This window comes from Ruegeria sp. HKCCD4315, assembly GCF_013112245.1.
In the GTDB taxonomy this organism is placed as follows: domain Bacteria; phylum Pseudomonadota; class Alphaproteobacteria; order Rhodobacterales; family Rhodobacteraceae; genus Ruegeria.
Genome location: NZ_WVRN01000001.1, coordinates 1,515,297 through 1,528,614 on the forward strand (window position 1 = coordinate 1,515,297; position 13,318 = coordinate 1,528,614).

Annotated in this window: 15 protein-coding genes; 12 read left to right on the forward strand and 3 right to left on the reverse strand. The window is 57.1% G+C overall.

Annotated features, from left to right (window positions below; translation table 11 throughout):
• Positions 1 to 42: 42 nt before the first annotated feature.
• From fabZ to GS646_RS07635, 6 genes are all read left to right on the forward strand, one after another.
• Positions 43 to 516: a 3-hydroxyacyl-ACP dehydratase FabZ gene (fabZ, locus tag GS646_RS07610; RefSeq protein ID WP_050602398.1), complete on the forward strand. Its 474-nt coding sequence runs from the start codon at positions 43 to 45 to the stop codon at positions 514 to 516.
• The gene (gene lpxA / locus GS646_RS07615; RefSeq protein ID WP_171090148.1) at positions 513 to 1,298 is read left to right on the forward strand and encodes an acyl-ACP--UDP-N-acetylglucosamine O-acyltransferase; all 786 of its coding nucleotides are present in this window, start codon (positions 513 to 515) and stop codon (positions 1,296 to 1,298) included. Before fabZ ends, lpxA begins: the two co-directional genes overlap by 4 nt.
• A 4-nt stretch (positions 1,299 to 1,302) precedes the next feature.
• Positions 1,303 to 2,097: an LpxI family protein gene (locus GS646_RS07620; RefSeq protein WP_171647005.1), complete on the forward strand. Its 795-nt coding sequence runs from the start codon at positions 1,303 to 1,305 to the stop codon at positions 2,095 to 2,097.
• Positions 2,097 to 3,263, forward strand: coding sequence for a lipid-A-disaccharide synthase (lpxB, locus tag GS646_RS07625; protein WP_171647003.1), 1,167 nt, complete (start codon positions 2,097 to 2,099; stop codon positions 3,261 to 3,263). Before GS646_RS07620 ends, lpxB begins: the two co-directional genes overlap by 1 nt.
• Positions 3,256 to 3,831, forward strand: coding sequence for a hypothetical protein (locus GS646_RS07630; protein WP_171183290.1), 576 nt, complete (start codon positions 3,256 to 3,258; stop codon positions 3,829 to 3,831). Before lpxB ends, GS646_RS07630 begins: the two co-directional genes overlap by 8 nt.
• 98 nt (positions 3,832 to 3,929) lie before the next feature.
• On the forward strand, positions 3,930 to 4,475 hold the full coding sequence (locus GS646_RS07635; RefSeq protein ID WP_171183288.1) for a carboxymuconolactone decarboxylase family protein: 546 nt from the start codon (positions 3,930 to 3,932) through the stop codon (positions 4,473 to 4,475).
• On the opposite strand, the gene mnmA is transcribed toward GS646_RS07635, so the two are convergent.
• Complete coding sequence (mnmA, locus tag GS646_RS07640) at positions 4,472 to 5,617, reverse strand: tRNA 2-thiouridine(34) synthase MnmA (protein ID WP_171183286.1); 1,146 nt, start codon at positions 5,615 to 5,617, stop codon at positions 4,472 to 4,474. The genes GS646_RS07635 and mnmA overlap by 4 nt on opposite strands.
• A gap of 130 nt (positions 5,618 to 5,747) precedes the next feature.
• Between mnmA and GS646_RS07645 the strand changes: the two genes are divergently transcribed.
• The 5 genes from GS646_RS07645 to GS646_RS23115 all read left to right on the forward strand — a co-directional run bounded on the left by GS646_RS07645 (position 5,748) and on the right by GS646_RS23115 (position 11,539).
• The gene (locus GS646_RS07645; protein ID WP_171647001.1) at positions 5,748 to 6,023 is read left to right on the forward strand and encodes a DUF1153 domain-containing protein; all 276 of its coding nucleotides are present in this window, start codon (positions 5,748 to 5,750) and stop codon (positions 6,021 to 6,023) included.
• A 101-nt stretch (positions 6,024 to 6,124) separates the two neighbouring features.
• Positions 6,125 to 6,841, forward strand: a complete 717-nt coding sequence (gene ctrA / locus GS646_RS07650; protein ID WP_171646999.1) for a response regulator transcription factor CtrA — start codon at positions 6,125 to 6,127, stop codon at positions 6,839 to 6,841.
• Between the two features lie 123 nt (positions 6,842 to 6,964).
• Positions 6,965 to 9,217, forward strand: coding sequence for an NAD-dependent DNA ligase LigA (gene ligA, locus GS646_RS07655; RefSeq protein WP_171183281.1), 2,253 nt, complete (start codon positions 6,965 to 6,967; stop codon positions 9,215 to 9,217).
• The gene (gene recG / locus GS646_RS07660; RefSeq protein WP_171183279.1) at positions 9,214 to 11,304 is read left to right on the forward strand and encodes an ATP-dependent DNA helicase RecG; all 2,091 of its coding nucleotides are present in this window, start codon (positions 9,214 to 9,216) and stop codon (positions 11,302 to 11,304) included. The genes ligA and recG overlap by 4 nt, the downstream gene beginning before the upstream one ends.
• Positions 11,305 to 11,416: 112 nt before the next feature.
• On the forward strand, positions 11,417 to 11,539 hold the full coding sequence (locus GS646_RS23115; RefSeq protein WP_256368419.1) for a hypothetical protein: 123 nt from the start codon (positions 11,417 to 11,419) through the stop codon (positions 11,537 to 11,539).
• Between the two features lie 183 nt (positions 11,540 to 11,722).
• Here GS646_RS23115 and GS646_RS07665 read toward each other — a convergent pair whose 3' ends face one another.
• Both GS646_RS07665 and GS646_RS07670 read right to left on the reverse strand, forming a co-directional pair.
• Positions 11,723 to 12,361 carry a MarC family protein gene (locus tag GS646_RS07665; protein WP_216600394.1) on the reverse strand — a complete coding sequence of 213 codons (639 nt, stop codon included), beginning with the start codon at positions 12,359 to 12,361 and terminating at the stop codon, positions 11,723 to 11,725.
• A gap of 58 nt (positions 12,362 to 12,419) precedes the next feature.
• Positions 12,420 to 12,872, reverse strand: a complete 453-nt coding sequence (locus GS646_RS07670) for an iron-sulfur cluster assembly scaffold protein (RefSeq protein WP_171183275.1) — start codon at positions 12,870 to 12,872, stop codon at positions 12,420 to 12,422.
• A 48-nt stretch (positions 12,873 to 12,920) separates the two neighbouring features.
• Between GS646_RS07670 and hisI the strand changes: the two genes are divergently transcribed.
• Entirely contained in the window at positions 12,921 to 13,310 is a 390-nt protein-coding gene (hisI, locus tag GS646_RS07675) for a phosphoribosyl-AMP cyclohydrolase (RefSeq protein ID WP_171183273.1), read from the forward strand.
• The last annotated feature ends 8 nt before the right edge of the window (positions 13,311 to 13,318 follow it).

Below are 13,318 nucleotides of genomic sequence, written 5' to 3' on the forward strand. Positions count from 1 at the left end.
AACCACGCGCAAAAGAAACATCCAAAACGGGATACCTGATCAATGACCACGGAAACCAAAAGCGCCGACATTCAGCTGATCCAAAGGATCTTGCCGCACCGCTATCCGTTTTTGCTGGTCGACAAGGTCGTGGACATCTCGGGCTATCAGTCGGCGCGCGGCATCAAGAACGTGACCATGAACGAGCCGCACTTTCAGGGGCATTTCCCAGGCACACCGATCATGCCGGGCGTCACAATTGTTGAGGCCATGGCCCAGACCGCAGGTGTAATGCTGGGTGTTGGCATGGACGTCATCGACACCGAGCTGCTGATCTATTTCATGAGCATCGACAAGTGCAAGTTCCGTCGCAAGGTTGTGCCCGGTGACGTTCTCGAGATGCATGTTGAAACCGTGCGCGGCAAAAAAGGCGGCAAGCTGTTCAAGTTCAGCGGCCGGGCCACTGTTGAGGGCGAAGTGGCGGCCGAGGCCGAATTTTCGGCCTATGTAGATTGGGACATGGAAAAAACGACATGAGCGGAATCCATCCCAGCGCAATTATCGAAGAGGGCGCGCAGATCGGGCAGGACTGCTCGATCGGTCCATTTTGCTATGTGGGTGCGCAGGTCAAACTTGCGGATCGGGTTGAACTGAAATCCCATGTGGTCGTGACCGGTGACACTTCGATTGGTGAAGATACTATTATCTTCAATTTCTCGGTGATTGGTGAAATTCCTCAGGACCTGAAGTTTGGTGGCGAAAACACCCGTCTGGAAATTGGTCAACGTAACCGGATCCGGGAACATGTGACGATCAACACCGGTACCGACGGTGGCGGCGGTGTGACGCGGATTGGCGACGATTGCTTGTTTATGGCGGGCGTTCACGTGGCGCACGACGTGCAGATCGGCAACCGGGTCATCATGGTCAATCATGCAGGAGCAGCCGGTCACTGTATCGTGGAAGACGATGTGATCGTCGGCGGCATCTCGGGATTGCATCAATGGGTGCGCGTCGGGCGTGGCGCGATCATCGGGGCGCTGACCATGGTGCCCAAAGACGTTATTCCCTACGGTCTGGTGCAGGCCTCACGTGGTGAGCTGGACGGCTTGAACCTTGTAGGTCTGAAACGCAAGGGTGTTTCGCGCGAGGATATCTCGGCGCTGCGCGCGGCCTTCAAGGAACTGTCCGAGGGCGATGGAACCTTCATGGACCGCGCCAGCCGGATCGGCGAAGGCAATGAAAGTGATTACGTGCAACGGATCGTTGATTTTGTCACCGGCCACAGTGATCGCTCATTCCTGACACCAGGGAAATAAACCCATGCTGGCGTTGATTGCGGGAACAGGGGCATTGCCAACCGAAGTTGTGGCTCAGCTCGCAGACCGACCTTTGATCTGCGCACTGGAAGGGTTTCCACCTGACGATCTGACCGTGGATATAGAATTCCCGCTGGAGCAGCTGGGCAGCTTCATTGCCGATCTCAAGGTGCGGGGCGTGACGCAAGTTTGTCTGGCTGGTGCAGTTCAACGCCCGCCCATCAACCCAAGCCGCATTGACGCTGCGACCCTGCCGTTGGTTCCGGTGATCCAAAAGGCGATCATGTCCGGCGATGACGGCGCGTTGCGTGCGGTCATCGGAATCCTTGAGGATGCTGGGCTGCAAATGCGCGCCGCACATGACATTGCGCCCGGTTTGCTTCCGCCTTTGGGCTGTCTGACGGATACGCAACCCTCCGAGGCTGACATGGCCGACGCCGACCGTGCGGCTGGTATTCTGCGCGCAATGGGGGCTGCCGATACCGGACAGGCATGTGCGGTCTCTAAAGGTCAGGCGCTTGCGATAGAAGGGATATTCGGCACTGCCTGGATGCTGAAGTCTTTGACCCAACGACCAGACGCGGGTGGAGGCATACTGTTCAAAGGGCCCAAACCCGATCAAGACCGGCGCGCCGATCTGCCTGCCATCGGACCCGATACCGTCACAGACGCGGTCGCGGCCGGGTTGACCGGGATCGTATTGGAAAAAGGCGGCGTGCTTGTCCTGAGGCAAGAGCAGGTCATTGCAGAATGTAACCGACTGGGTCTGTTCCTTTTCATCCGCGAGCGGGCAGCCTGATGCGCGTCTTTCTGGTCGCCGGAGAACCTTCGGGCGACCGGCTGGGTGGCGCGTTGATGGAAGGCTTGAAAACTCTGGTCCCAAATGTGGAATTTGACGGGGTCGGTGGCCCGTTGATGGAGGCACAGGGCCTCACAAGCCAGTTCCCTATGTCTGAACTGTCGGTCATGGGGCTTGTCGAAGTTCTGCCGAAGTTCTTTCATCTCAAGCGTAGGATCTCCGAGACTGCGCAGGCCGTTCTGGACACGAACCCAGATGTGTTGATCACCATCGACAGCCCGGATTTCAGCCTGCGTGTGGCCAAGATCGTAAAGGCCGCAAGCAACACCCGCACGGTTCACTACGTCGCCCCAAGTGTGTGGGCCTGGCGACCGGGGCGGGCCGACAAGATGGCCAAGGTTATAGACCATGTGCTGGCGCTGCTGCCGTTTGAGCCGCCGTATATGGAACGGGCAGGGATGGAGTGCGACTTTGTCGGCCATCCGGTGGCCAGTGAACCGGTTGCCACTCGGGACGAGATCGCCGCATTTCGGAGTCGTTTTGATCTGGGAGACGCGCCGATCCTTCTGGCTTTGCCCGGATCACGTCGGGGAGAGATCGAACGGCTTGCGGAGTCCTTTGCTGGCGCATTGCGGCTGTTTGCCAAGGACCATCCGGGCTACCGCGTGGTGATCCCGACAGTTGGTGCGACAACGGACCTCGTGAAAGACTTGGTCACGGACTGGCCCGGAGACCCGGTTGTGCTGGACCCACGCCACGAAGGTACGGATCAAGCACTGGCCAACAAGCGCTCCGCGTTTGGCGCGGCCAGTTTGGCGCTTGCGGCGTCAGGGACTGTGTCACTTGAGCTTGCTGCGCAGAACACGCCGATGGTCATTGCCTACAAGCTTAACTGGCTGACACAGAAGATGGCTGAACGGATGGTCAAACTGGACACCGTAACGCTGGTCAATCTGGTGTCAGATACGCGCGCGGTGCCTGAATGTCTGCTGGATGACTGCCGACCCGAAAAGATCGCTCACGCCTTGCACAATGTGATCAACGCCCCGGATGCGCAGCAGCTTGCCATGAGCCTGACCATGGACCGATTGGGCCGAGGTGGCGAAGCCCCCGGTCTGCGGGCAGCACGGGCTGTATTGGAAAGAATGCAGGTCCACAATGCTTGATCATGCGCTGTTCGCGGTGTCTGCCGGGATTGCGATGGTGTCCACCAATCTCGACAATCTGGCTGTCTTGCTTGGCCTGATATTGGTTATGGAGCAACGCCGCGCCATTTTAGGTTTTGCGGTCGCACAGACACTTGTTCTGACTCTGGCTTTGACCGTGGCGTTGGGGTTGAACCAAAGCGGTGTGCCCTTCTGGATTGGGTATCTGGGCATCGTACCATTGGCATTTGGCTTGCGTGGTATTTGGAAGCAATTTCGGGAAGAGGAAGTGGAAGAGGCAGAACCGAAAGGTGCCGTAACCTCGGTCGTCACGCTTTTCCTGAGTCTCTCGATCGACAGTTTTGCGGTTATGACCCCTTTGCTTGCGGACTCCGCGCCCTCCTATCGCGTGGCAGCACTGGTTGGTGCGGTAGCGGCCGCCGCCGGTCTGATCGCTGTTGCGACATGGGGGGCGCCCCGCGCCAAAAGCCTCGGCCCTCGTGTCGCACGTCTGGATCGGATCGCTCCTTACATCATGGTCTGCGTTGGGCTTTACATTCTCTTTAACTCGCCCACAGATATTGTGTAGCAGGTTCAAGACGCGCCCGTGTCGCGCATAAGTGATCTCAGCCCGGTTGTTGCAGCGGCGTGGGCCTGAGATATCTTGATCGAAAAAGGAGCTTAGCCATGACCCGCATTCCCCCGTTGTTGGATCATGAGATGACGGAAGAAGCACGCGCGTCCCGTGAAGCTTTGGGCGCGTATGGCCCGTTCGACAATTGGGCTCGCGTGGCTGCCTATTGCCCGCCCGTTCTGGACCATGTCACCGGAATGCTGACCACGTTGCGCGAACAGCAGAACCTGCCACGCCGCGCACTGGAATTGGCAATGGTAACGGTGTCAAAGCTGAATGCTTGCGACTACTGCGTTTCCCATCATACGCCGCTGCTAACGGTCGCGGGCCTTAGCTCGGAAGGGGCTGCGCGCCTCCCGGATGTCGAGGATCATCCTGAGCTGGATGCCTGTGACAAAGCTGTTGTGCGTTATGCCGAAGCCGTGACAACACGGTCCGGTCGTATGCGGGACGCCGAAGTGTCCGACCTGCGAGAATGGTTCAGCGATGCACAGATCGTTGAATTGACCTGGCGCATCGCGTTGTGCGGAGCGTTCAACCGGTTCAACGATGCGCTGCAAATCCAGATCGAGTCTGAGGTCGAACCTGTATCGGCTTAGTATCCGCGCCAGATCCAGCCGCCGCCAAAAATGCGGCTGCCTTCACTTGCATAAAACACACAAGCCTGACCCGGAGAGATGCCTTCTTCCGGCGTCAGCAGTTCAACTTCTGCTGATGTGTCGGACAGCGGACGAATGATGGCTTCACGCGGCGGGCGGGTTGAACGAACTTTGACCTTCAGGTGCCATTCATCGCGCGAGGTAAAAGGTTCATCGCCCAGCCAGTTGATCTCGCGCACCGGTACAACGCGGGTGGCCAGCATCTCTTTGGGGCCGACAACAACCTGTTTCTGGTCGACGTCCAGTTTGACGACGTAAAGCGGTTCGCTCAGGCCACCGATGCCAAGGCCGCGCCGTTGCCCGATGGTGTAATGGATCACACCGTCGTGCTGCGCTAGAACGCGGCCATCGGCGTGTACGATTTCGCCGGGTTCCGCTGCACCGGGGCGAAGCTTTTCGATGACACTGGCGTAGTTGCCATTGGGTACGAAACAGATGTCCTGGCTGTCAGGCTTGTCCGCAACGGACAACCCGTATTGCGCCGCCATTTCACGCGTCGCGTCTTTGGACGGCAAGTGGCCCAGAGGAAAACGCAGGAAGTCCAACTGTTCCGGCGTGGTCGAGAACAGGAAATAAGACTGATCGCGGTTCGCATCCTCTGCGCTGTGCAGTTCCGGCCCGTTGGGGCCCATCTTGCGCTGGATATAGTGACCGGTGGCCATGCAGTCGGCCTCGAGATCTTTGGCAGTTTCCAGCAGATCCTTGAATTTTACCCGTTCATTGCAGCGAATGCAGGGCACAGGGGTCGCGCCCGCCAGATAGCTGTCAGCAAATTCGTCGATCACGGCGTCTTTAAAGATGTTCTCATAATCCAAGACGTAATGCGGAAAGCCACGCTCCTCGGCCACACGGCGCGCGTCGTGGATATCGATCCCGGCGCAACACGCGCCTTTCTTGGCCAAAGCCGCTCCGTGGTCATAAAGCTGCAACGTAACCCCAACGACGTCATACCCCTGATCCGCCAGATAGGCCGCCACAACCGAGCTGTCGACGCCACCGGACATCGCAACAACCACCCGCGTTTCCGAGGGCGGTTTAGCAAAACCAAGCGAGTTCAGCGGGGTCTCGGTATCGAGGGCCATGATCAGTTCCGTTTCGGGTTAAGGAAGACCGCCGGAATATAAGAAAATTCTACACATTCTCAAGGGGCGGTTTCATGCGGTCTTAAGTAGCCTGATGTCAGTAACGGAGCAGGAAGAAAAGGGTTGAAAGATGTTTTTGCACAAAGTTGAGGGCCCAAGGTCCGTGACACTGCCCGATGGGTCCGTTTTGACACGCGCGGATCTGCCGCCTGCAAATACGCGCCGCTGGGTGGCCTCACGCAAGATTTTGGTTGTGCGTGGCGTGCTTTACGGCCTGATCGGCTTGTCTGATGCCAAGAAAAAGTACGGGATCAGTGATGAAGAGTTCAACAGCTGGGTGTCTCTTGTCGCTGAACATGGTGTCGAGGCGTTGAAGGCCACCGCTTTAAAAAAATCGACAACCTAAGGGAGAGTGTGAAAAAATGATTCAACGGTAACGTCAGATTAACCATTCTTGTTCAGGTTTAATTTTAATTGGAATTGTTGACCGAATTGGAGCAGTGAAAAATGCGCGTACTTCTTGTCGAGGATGATCCGACCACGTCTAAAAGCATCGAATTGATGCTGACCCATGCAAACCTGAACGTTTATGCTACGGATCTTGGCGAAGAAGGCATCGATCTGGCGAAACTCTATGATTACGATCTGATTTTGCTGGATCTGAACCTGCCGGACATGAACGGGCACGAGGTTCTGCGTCAGTTACGCATCGCACGTGTTGAAACACCGATCCTGATTCTTTCAGGGGCCGATGATACCGAAAGCAAGATCAAAGGCTTTGGTTTTGGTGCAGATGATTACCTGACCAAACCCTTCCACCGCGAAGAGCTGGTGGCGCGTATTCATGCCATAATCCGCCGGTCGAAAGGGCATTCGCAATCTATCATTCATACCGGTCGGGTTGCGGTAAACCTGGATGCCAAAACCGTGGAAGTGGATGGAAAAACTGTTCACCTGACCGGCAAGGAATACCAAATGCTCGAAATGCTCAGCTTGCGTAAGGGTACGACCCTCACCAAAGAGATGTTCCTGAACCACCTCTATGGCGGCATGGATGAACCTGAGCTGAAGATCATTGATGTGTTTATTTGCAAACTTCGCAAAAAGCTCAGCAACGCAACAGGCGGCGAGAATTATATCGAAACCGTCTGGGGGCGTGGATATGTGCTGCGCGACCCGCAAAGCAACAGTTTGGAAGAAACACGGATGGCTGTCGGCCTCTGATTTGAACCACCTGTGCTGTCGGCGGTCCGGGGCAGCACATTGCACTCACGGCTCAGCACGTCTGGACCTGGCCATGACCTCGCCCTATCACTGAGGTCCAAGAACGCGTGACAGGGCGAGGCCATGAGCAACTCAATCTCCATTTCTGATCTGACCGAAGACCAAGCACGCGCCGAACTGGCGCGTCTGGCGGATGTGTTGTTGCGGGCGAACACGCTCTATCACGGTGCAGATGCACCCGAGATTTCGGATGCCGAATACGATGCACTGAAACGCCGCAACTCAGAAATTGAGGCACGATTCCCTCACCTTAAACGCGATGACAGCCCGTCAGAGCAGGTGGGTTCTAAGGCGGCAGACGGGTTTTCGAAAGTCACGCATGCTGTTCGAATGATGTCGCTGGGCAACGCCTTTGATGACGAAGACGTGGCTGATTTCGACAGATCCATTCGAAAGTATCTTGGCCTGAGCGCGCAGGAACCCCTTTCTTTCACGGCTGAACCAAAGATTGACGGTCTGTCGCTGTCCTTGCGCTATGAAAAAAGGCTGCTTGTGCAGGCGGCCACACGAGGGGACGGTGAGGTCGGCGAGAACGTGACCGCAAATGCACGCACCGTCTCAGGTATTCCTCAGCAATTGGACCACGCGCCCGAAGTTCTTGAGGTCCGCGGTGAGGTCTATATGTCTCATGCCGATTTTGAGGCACTGAATGCCCGGCAAGCAGAGCGGGGCGGTAAACCATTTGCCAACCCGCGTAACGCAGCGGCCGGATCTTTGCGTCAATTGGATGCGGAAATCACGCGATCCCGTCCTCTGAAGTTCTTTGCTTATGCCTGGGGTGAAGTGTCTGAGCCTTTGGCGGGCACGCAAATGGAAGCGATTGATCGGCTCAGGTCGCTTGGGTTTTCAACGAATGACTTGACCCGTCTGTGCGCAACAACCCAAGACATGTTGGAGCATTATCGGGATATTGAAGCGCAACGCTCTACCTTGGGCTACGACATTGATGGGGTTGTCTATAAGGTCAACGATCTGTCCCTTCAGGCGCGCTTGGGGTTCCGCTCGACCACGCCGCGATGGGCCGTTGCGCATAAGTTTCCTGCTGAACTGGCCTGGACGAGGTTGGAAGCAATCGACATTCAGGTCGGTCGCACGGGTGCGCTCAGCCCTGTGGCTCGGTTGCATCCGGTGACTGTGGGCGGGGTCGTGGTATCCAACGCCACACTGCATAACGAAGATTATATCGCTGGGCGTGATGCCAAAGGCGGTACGATCCGCGACGGCAAAGACATTCGTGTTGGCGACTGGGTGCAGGTCTATCGCGCGGGTGACGTGATCCCAAAAGTGGCAGACGTAAATCTGACGAAGCGCCCCTCTGATGCTCAGCCCTTTGCCTTCCCGACGCTCTGCCCCGAATGTCACAGCGCGGCGATCCGCGAAGAAGGTGACGCGGTGCGCCGCTGTACGGGTGGTTTGATCTGCCCGGCGCAAGCGGTGGAAAAACTCAAACATTTCGTGTCGCGAAAGGCGTTTGACATCGAAGGCCTGGGTGCAAAGCAGATCGAAATGTTCTACGATGATCCGGTGCTGTCGATTAATTCCCCTGCGGAAATCTTTACGCTTGAACAGCGTGACAAGGGGAATCTGGCCCGGCTGAAAAACCGCGACGGGTGGGGGGAAACCTCGGCCGGAAACCTGTTTGCAGCGATCGATGAAAAGCGAACCATTCCGTTTGCTCGGCTATTGTTTGCTTTGGGTATTCGCCATGTGGGCGAGGTTGGCGCGCGTGATCTGGCGTTATATTACCGCGAGTGGGATGCCATGGCACAAGCGCTGGATGCTGCGCGCCCGGCGGCTTTGGCGCAACGCCAAGCTGATGAGGCAGAAGACGCCGAGCGGGCCGCAGCACTGGCTGAAGGTCGTCGTGCCCGCGTTAAGGAAGTGCGCGATGCAGCGATTGTCGCAGCTCGCGTACCAGCAGAGGCCAATACCGCATGGTCCGATCTGATCGGTATCGATGGGATCGGAGCAACGCTTGGGCTGTCTCTGTCAGATGCGTTTGCAAATGCGGAAGAGCGGCGTGCGTTTGATACACTGCGGCAGGAGTTGACCGTTATCGCACCCGATGCACCTGCGTCCGACAGCCCGGTCGCAGGCAAAACGGTTGTTTTCACAGGAACGCTGGAAAAGATGACGCGCGCCGAAGCCAAGGCCAGGGCCGAAGCTTTGGGTGCAAAAGTTTCTGGCTCTGTCAGTAAGAAAACCGATATTCTGGTTGCCGGCCCCGGAGCCGGGTCGAAGGCGAAGAAAGCGGCGGAGCTTGGGATCGAAACGTTGGATGAGGATGGCTGGCTGCAGCTGATCGAAGGCGCATGAGCGGACGGCCTGAACAGCTTTTCCCGCTGTTTGCGGGTTTGGAAACACTTGAGGGTGTTGGTCCCAAAACCGCGCAGGTTATGGCGCAGACCGGCGTAGAAAGCCCGCGCGATGTTTTGTTCGGGTTGCCATATGCGGTGGTTGATCGGCGCAGGCGCGATACGATTCAGGGTGCTGATCTGCCGGCTACATTGACTGTTGAGGTGACTGTTGGCGCTCATCGTCCGTCGCGCAACAAGGGAGGAGCTTATCGCGTTCATGTCGAAGACAGTCAGGCCGATTTCCAGCTGGTCTTCTTTCATGCGCGTGGAGACTATTTGAAAAAGCTGCTTCCGCAGGGATCGCGCCGGGTAATTTCAGGCAAGTTGGAATTGTTCGACGGCATGGCCCAGATGGTGCATCCGGACCATATGTTGCCGGTCGAACAGGCCGGAGAGATTCCGGAATTCGAACCTGTCTATCATCTGACACAAGGGCTGACCCAGAAAACGGCGTTCAAGGCCAGTCGCAGCGCGTTGGCGCGGGCGCCTGAGCTTGAGGAGTGGATCGACCCCGCTCAGGTGGCGCAACAAAATTGGCCGGATTGGGCTTCAGCCATTCGCGCCGGTCACAATCCGCAGGGGGCGGATGACGTCGCCCCGTTTGCACCTGCGCGGCAGCGTTTGGCGTATGACGAATTGTTTGCACATCAGTTGACCCTGGCATTGGCCCGTCAACGAGAGCGCAAATCCCGAGGTATCGTCAGCTTCGCGACCGGAAGATTGCAATCCAAGGTGCTGGCCAGCCTTCCGTATCGCCCGACCGGCGCTCAGAGCCGGGCGATTGATGAAATCGCGGCTGATATGGCATCTGAATCCCGCATGAACCGTTTGCTACAGGGTGACGTTGGTGCAGGTAAGACACTGGTGGCGTTTATGGCACTGCTGATCGCCGTCGAAGCCGGTGGGCAGGGTGTGATGATGGCCCCGACTGAGATTCTCGCGCGTCAACATCTGGAAGGGTTGCGCCCATTGGCCGAAGAGGCCGGGGTGGTTTTGGAACTGCTCACCGGACGTGACAAGGGGACCGAGCGTCGTGCCAAGCTTGAGGCGCTGGAACAGGGTAATATTCAGATTCTGGTCGGTACTCATGCCGTGTTTCAAAATGACGTGGAGTTCAAGGCTCTGCGCTTGGCTATTGTGGACGAACAGCACCGGTTCGGCGTTCGGCAACGGATGGAACTGTCGGAAAAAGGGCAGGGTGCGGATGTTCTGGTGATGACGGCGACACCGATCCCGCGCAGCCTGGCGTTGGCGCAATACGGGGACATGGATGTCTCGGTTCTGGACGAAAAGCCGCCCGGGCGAAAACCGATCAAAACGGCGATTGTCAGCACGCAGCGTATGGACGAGGTCGTGTCGCATCTGCGCCGCGCGATCGAAGAGGGGCGGCAATGTTACTGGGTTTGTCCTTTGGTGGATGAATCCGAGGTTTCGGACCTGACCGCCGCCGAAGATCGGTTCAAACGGTTTCGCGCTATTCTGGGAGAAGGCGTGGTGGGGCTGGTCCATGGTCAGATGCCACCCACCGATAAAGACGCTGCCATGAGCGCCTTTCAGAACGGTGACACCAAGGTTCTGGTGGCGACAACTGTGATCGAAGTTGGGGTCAATGTTCCCAACGCAACGATCATGGTGATCGAACGGGCCGAGATTTTCGGGCTTGCACAGTTACACCAATTGCGAGGGCGTGTGGGGCGTGGCGACGCAGACTCGACCTGCCTGCTGATGTACCAACCGCCGCTCAGCGAAGGTGGGCGCAAACGGCTGGAGGTTTTGCGCGAAACCGAAGATGGGTTCCGCATTTCCGAAACCGATCTTGAGATGCGCGGGGCCGGGGATCTGATCGGGACCGCGCAGTCCGGCCTTCCTAAGTTCCGTATCGCTGATCTTGAACGTCAGGCCGGGTTGATGGCTGTCGCCCAGTCGGATGCGCGGGCTTTGCTGAATGCGGACCCTAAACTGACGTCGGAACGGGGCCGCGCCGCGCGTGTTCTTTTGTGGCTGATGAAACAGGATCAGGCAATCCGTTTAATTTCAGTAGGTTAGACTAGATGTTCTGAAAAGTTCACAAATGTTCTCAAAAAGTTCTTTACCGACTCGGGTAAATGTGAGAACAAAAGGTCAACAAAGGATTAAAACTCTGACCGGAGGTGACCCTATGCTGACCCAGATCAAGACCGCTTTCAGCCGCGCGCAATCGACCATCCTGCAGGATGCGGTTGGCGTGATGTCTCTGGTCGTGATCCTGATGGTCACGTTGCACCTGCCTGTTGGTTTTTAAGACTTTCTGCCTGCGATCTCGTGCCGAAAAACCGCGCTGTCATCCCCATTTCAGTCAAGGGTGACCTGCCTGTCCCAAACCCCTTGAGGGGCCATGCCTCGGCCCCGCGCGGTGAACCGGACCCCACGCGAGACACGCAATGCCTGCCGCCGCCCTTTCGCCCGGAAGGTGCGGCGGTTTTTTTTACAGCTGTCCGGTTTTGAAAATCTCAAGCAGCGCGGACAGAACAGAGTTGACCGCAACCGAGGCCAGGATCATCCCCATGATACGGCTGATGATCGCCGCGCCCGAGTGCCCGATCCAACGGATGATCGGCTCTGCCAGAAGCATCAGAAAGAACGCAACCAAAAGCACCGAAAGCATCACCAAAGCGGTGATCCCCTGATCGGCAGCGCTGTAGCGGTGATTGTCTGTCAGGATGACAATAGCCAGCATCGCTCCGGGTGAGGCCAAGGACGGGACCGCCAATGGGAAGATTGCCGGATTTTGCTTGTGGTATTTGTCTTCCAGATCGTCTTCCGCCTGACGTTGTTCTACGTCCTGCTTGCTTTCACCAAAGATCATGGTCAGCGCAAACAGGAACAGGATGATGCCACCCGCGACCTGAAAGGAATTCAGGCCGATATCCAACGCTTCGATAAGCAGTTGCCCAAAAACGAGGAAGAACAACAAAACCCCGGCACTGATCAACGATGCCAGTAACGCGGTCTTGCGCCGGGCTGCGGCGCTTAGGCCCGCGGTAACAGCGATAAACACGGGAATTGTGCCGATCGGGTCGATAACGACCCAAAGCGTTACAAAATGCTCAAGCAGATTGTCCAAACCCATCCCTCCTAAAACCTGGTCAGAGGGGTAACGGGTTTACCCTAGTTTGCCAAGTTCACGCGCAATGCGCCTGTTCGGCCTGTGCCAGCGCCTCGGCTGTGGCGTCCAACGCCAACAGGATCGACGCATGTCGGTTTTTGTAGTCGCGTGCGGGCATCAGAACTTCCAGCCCGTCAAACGGTGCATCCGGGGCAGGGCCGTCTTTTTTCAACATGCGCGTCAGTTGATCGCGCGCGGCTTCAACCTGAGCACGCGTTGCACCAATGATCGCGTCCCCGACAACTGCTGCCGATGCCTGGCCCAAGGCACAGGCTTTTACGTCCTGACCAAAGGCGCTGACCCGACCATCGTCAACCTTCACATCCACAGTCACAGTCGAACCGCACAACGGCGAGCGTTTCTTTACCGTCGCATCCGGGTTTTCCAGCCGGTCAAGATGCGGAATATCCGCAGCCAGCGCCAGGATGCGCCCGGAATACAGCTTAATCAGGTCGTTCTCGCCGCTCATGGCTTTCCCTCGTCGTGTGTTCCTCATACATAGTGGCCAGCCCACCGGATGCAAAAGGTTTTTGAGATGACTGATCCCGTCGTGTTCGATGTATCGACGCTGAAATATAACGAAGCGGGCCTGATCCCGGCCATTGCGCAGGATGACGCGTCAGGCGAAGTCCTGATGATGGCCTGGATGAATGCTCAGGCCATTGAAAAGACACAGGAAACGGGCAGGGTGACCTATTGGTCGCGCTCTCGTCAGTCTTTCTGGATCAAAGGCGAAACCTCGGGCCACGTGCAGGAGCTGGTGGATTTTCGGATCGATTGTGACCGCGATTGCCTGTTGGTTCTGGTACGCCAGACAGGGGCTGCCTGCCACACCAACCGCCGGACCTGTTTCTATACTGCTGTTCGTGATGGCACTGAAACTGAACTTATGGCCCCGATGGAATAAGACTAACG

Bases quoted from the DNA above. Each gene is read 5' to 3' on its own strand.
- lpxA (WP_171090148.1), top strand. From the start codon at position 513: ATGAGCGGAATCCATCCCAGCGCAATTATCGAAGAGGGCGCGCAGATC.
- GS646_RS07620 (WP_171647005.1), top strand. From the start codon at position 1,303: ATGCTGGCGTTGATTGCGGGAACAGGGGCATTGCCAACCGAAGTTGTG.
- GS646_RS23115 (WP_256368419.1), top strand. From the start codon at position 11,417: ATGCTGACCCAGATCAAGACCGCTTTCAGCCGCGCGCAATCGACCATC.
- GS646_RS07635 (WP_171183288.1), top strand. From the start codon at position 3,930: ATGACCCGCATTCCCCCGTTGTTGGATCATGAGATGACGGAAGAAGCA.
- mnmA (WP_171183286.1), bottom strand. From the start codon at position 5,617: ATGGCCCTCGATACCGAGACCCCGCTGAACTCGCTTGGTTTTGCTAAA.
- GS646_RS07670 (WP_171183275.1), bottom strand. From the start codon at position 12,872: ATGAGCGGCGAGAACGACCTGATTAAGCTGTATTCCGGGCGCATCCTG.
- GS646_RS07645 (WP_171647001.1), top strand. From the start codon at position 5,748: ATGTTTTTGCACAAAGTTGAGGGCCCAAGGTCCGTGACACTGCCCGAT.
- hisI (WP_171183273.1), top strand. From the start codon at position 12,921: ATGCAAAAGGTTTTTGAGATGACTGATCCCGTCGTGTTCGATGTATCG.
- lpxB (WP_171647003.1), top strand. From the start codon at position 2,097: ATGCGCGTCTTTCTGGTCGCCGGAGAACCTTCGGGCGACCGGCTGGGT.
- fabZ (WP_050602398.1), top strand. From the start codon at position 43: ATGACCACGGAAACCAAAAGCGCCGACATTCAGCTGATCCAAAGGATC.
- ligA (WP_171183281.1), top strand. From the start codon at position 6,965: ATGAGCAACTCAATCTCCATTTCTGATCTGACCGAAGACCAAGCACGC.
- ctrA (WP_171646999.1), top strand. From the start codon at position 6,125: ATGCGCGTACTTCTTGTCGAGGATGATCCGACCACGTCTAAAAGCATC.
- GS646_RS07630 (WP_171183290.1), top strand. From the start codon at position 3,256: ATGCTTGATCATGCGCTGTTCGCGGTGTCTGCCGGGATTGCGATGGTG.
- recG (WP_171183279.1), top strand. From the start codon at position 9,214: ATGAGCGGACGGCCTGAACAGCTTTTCCCGCTGTTTGCGGGTTTGGAA.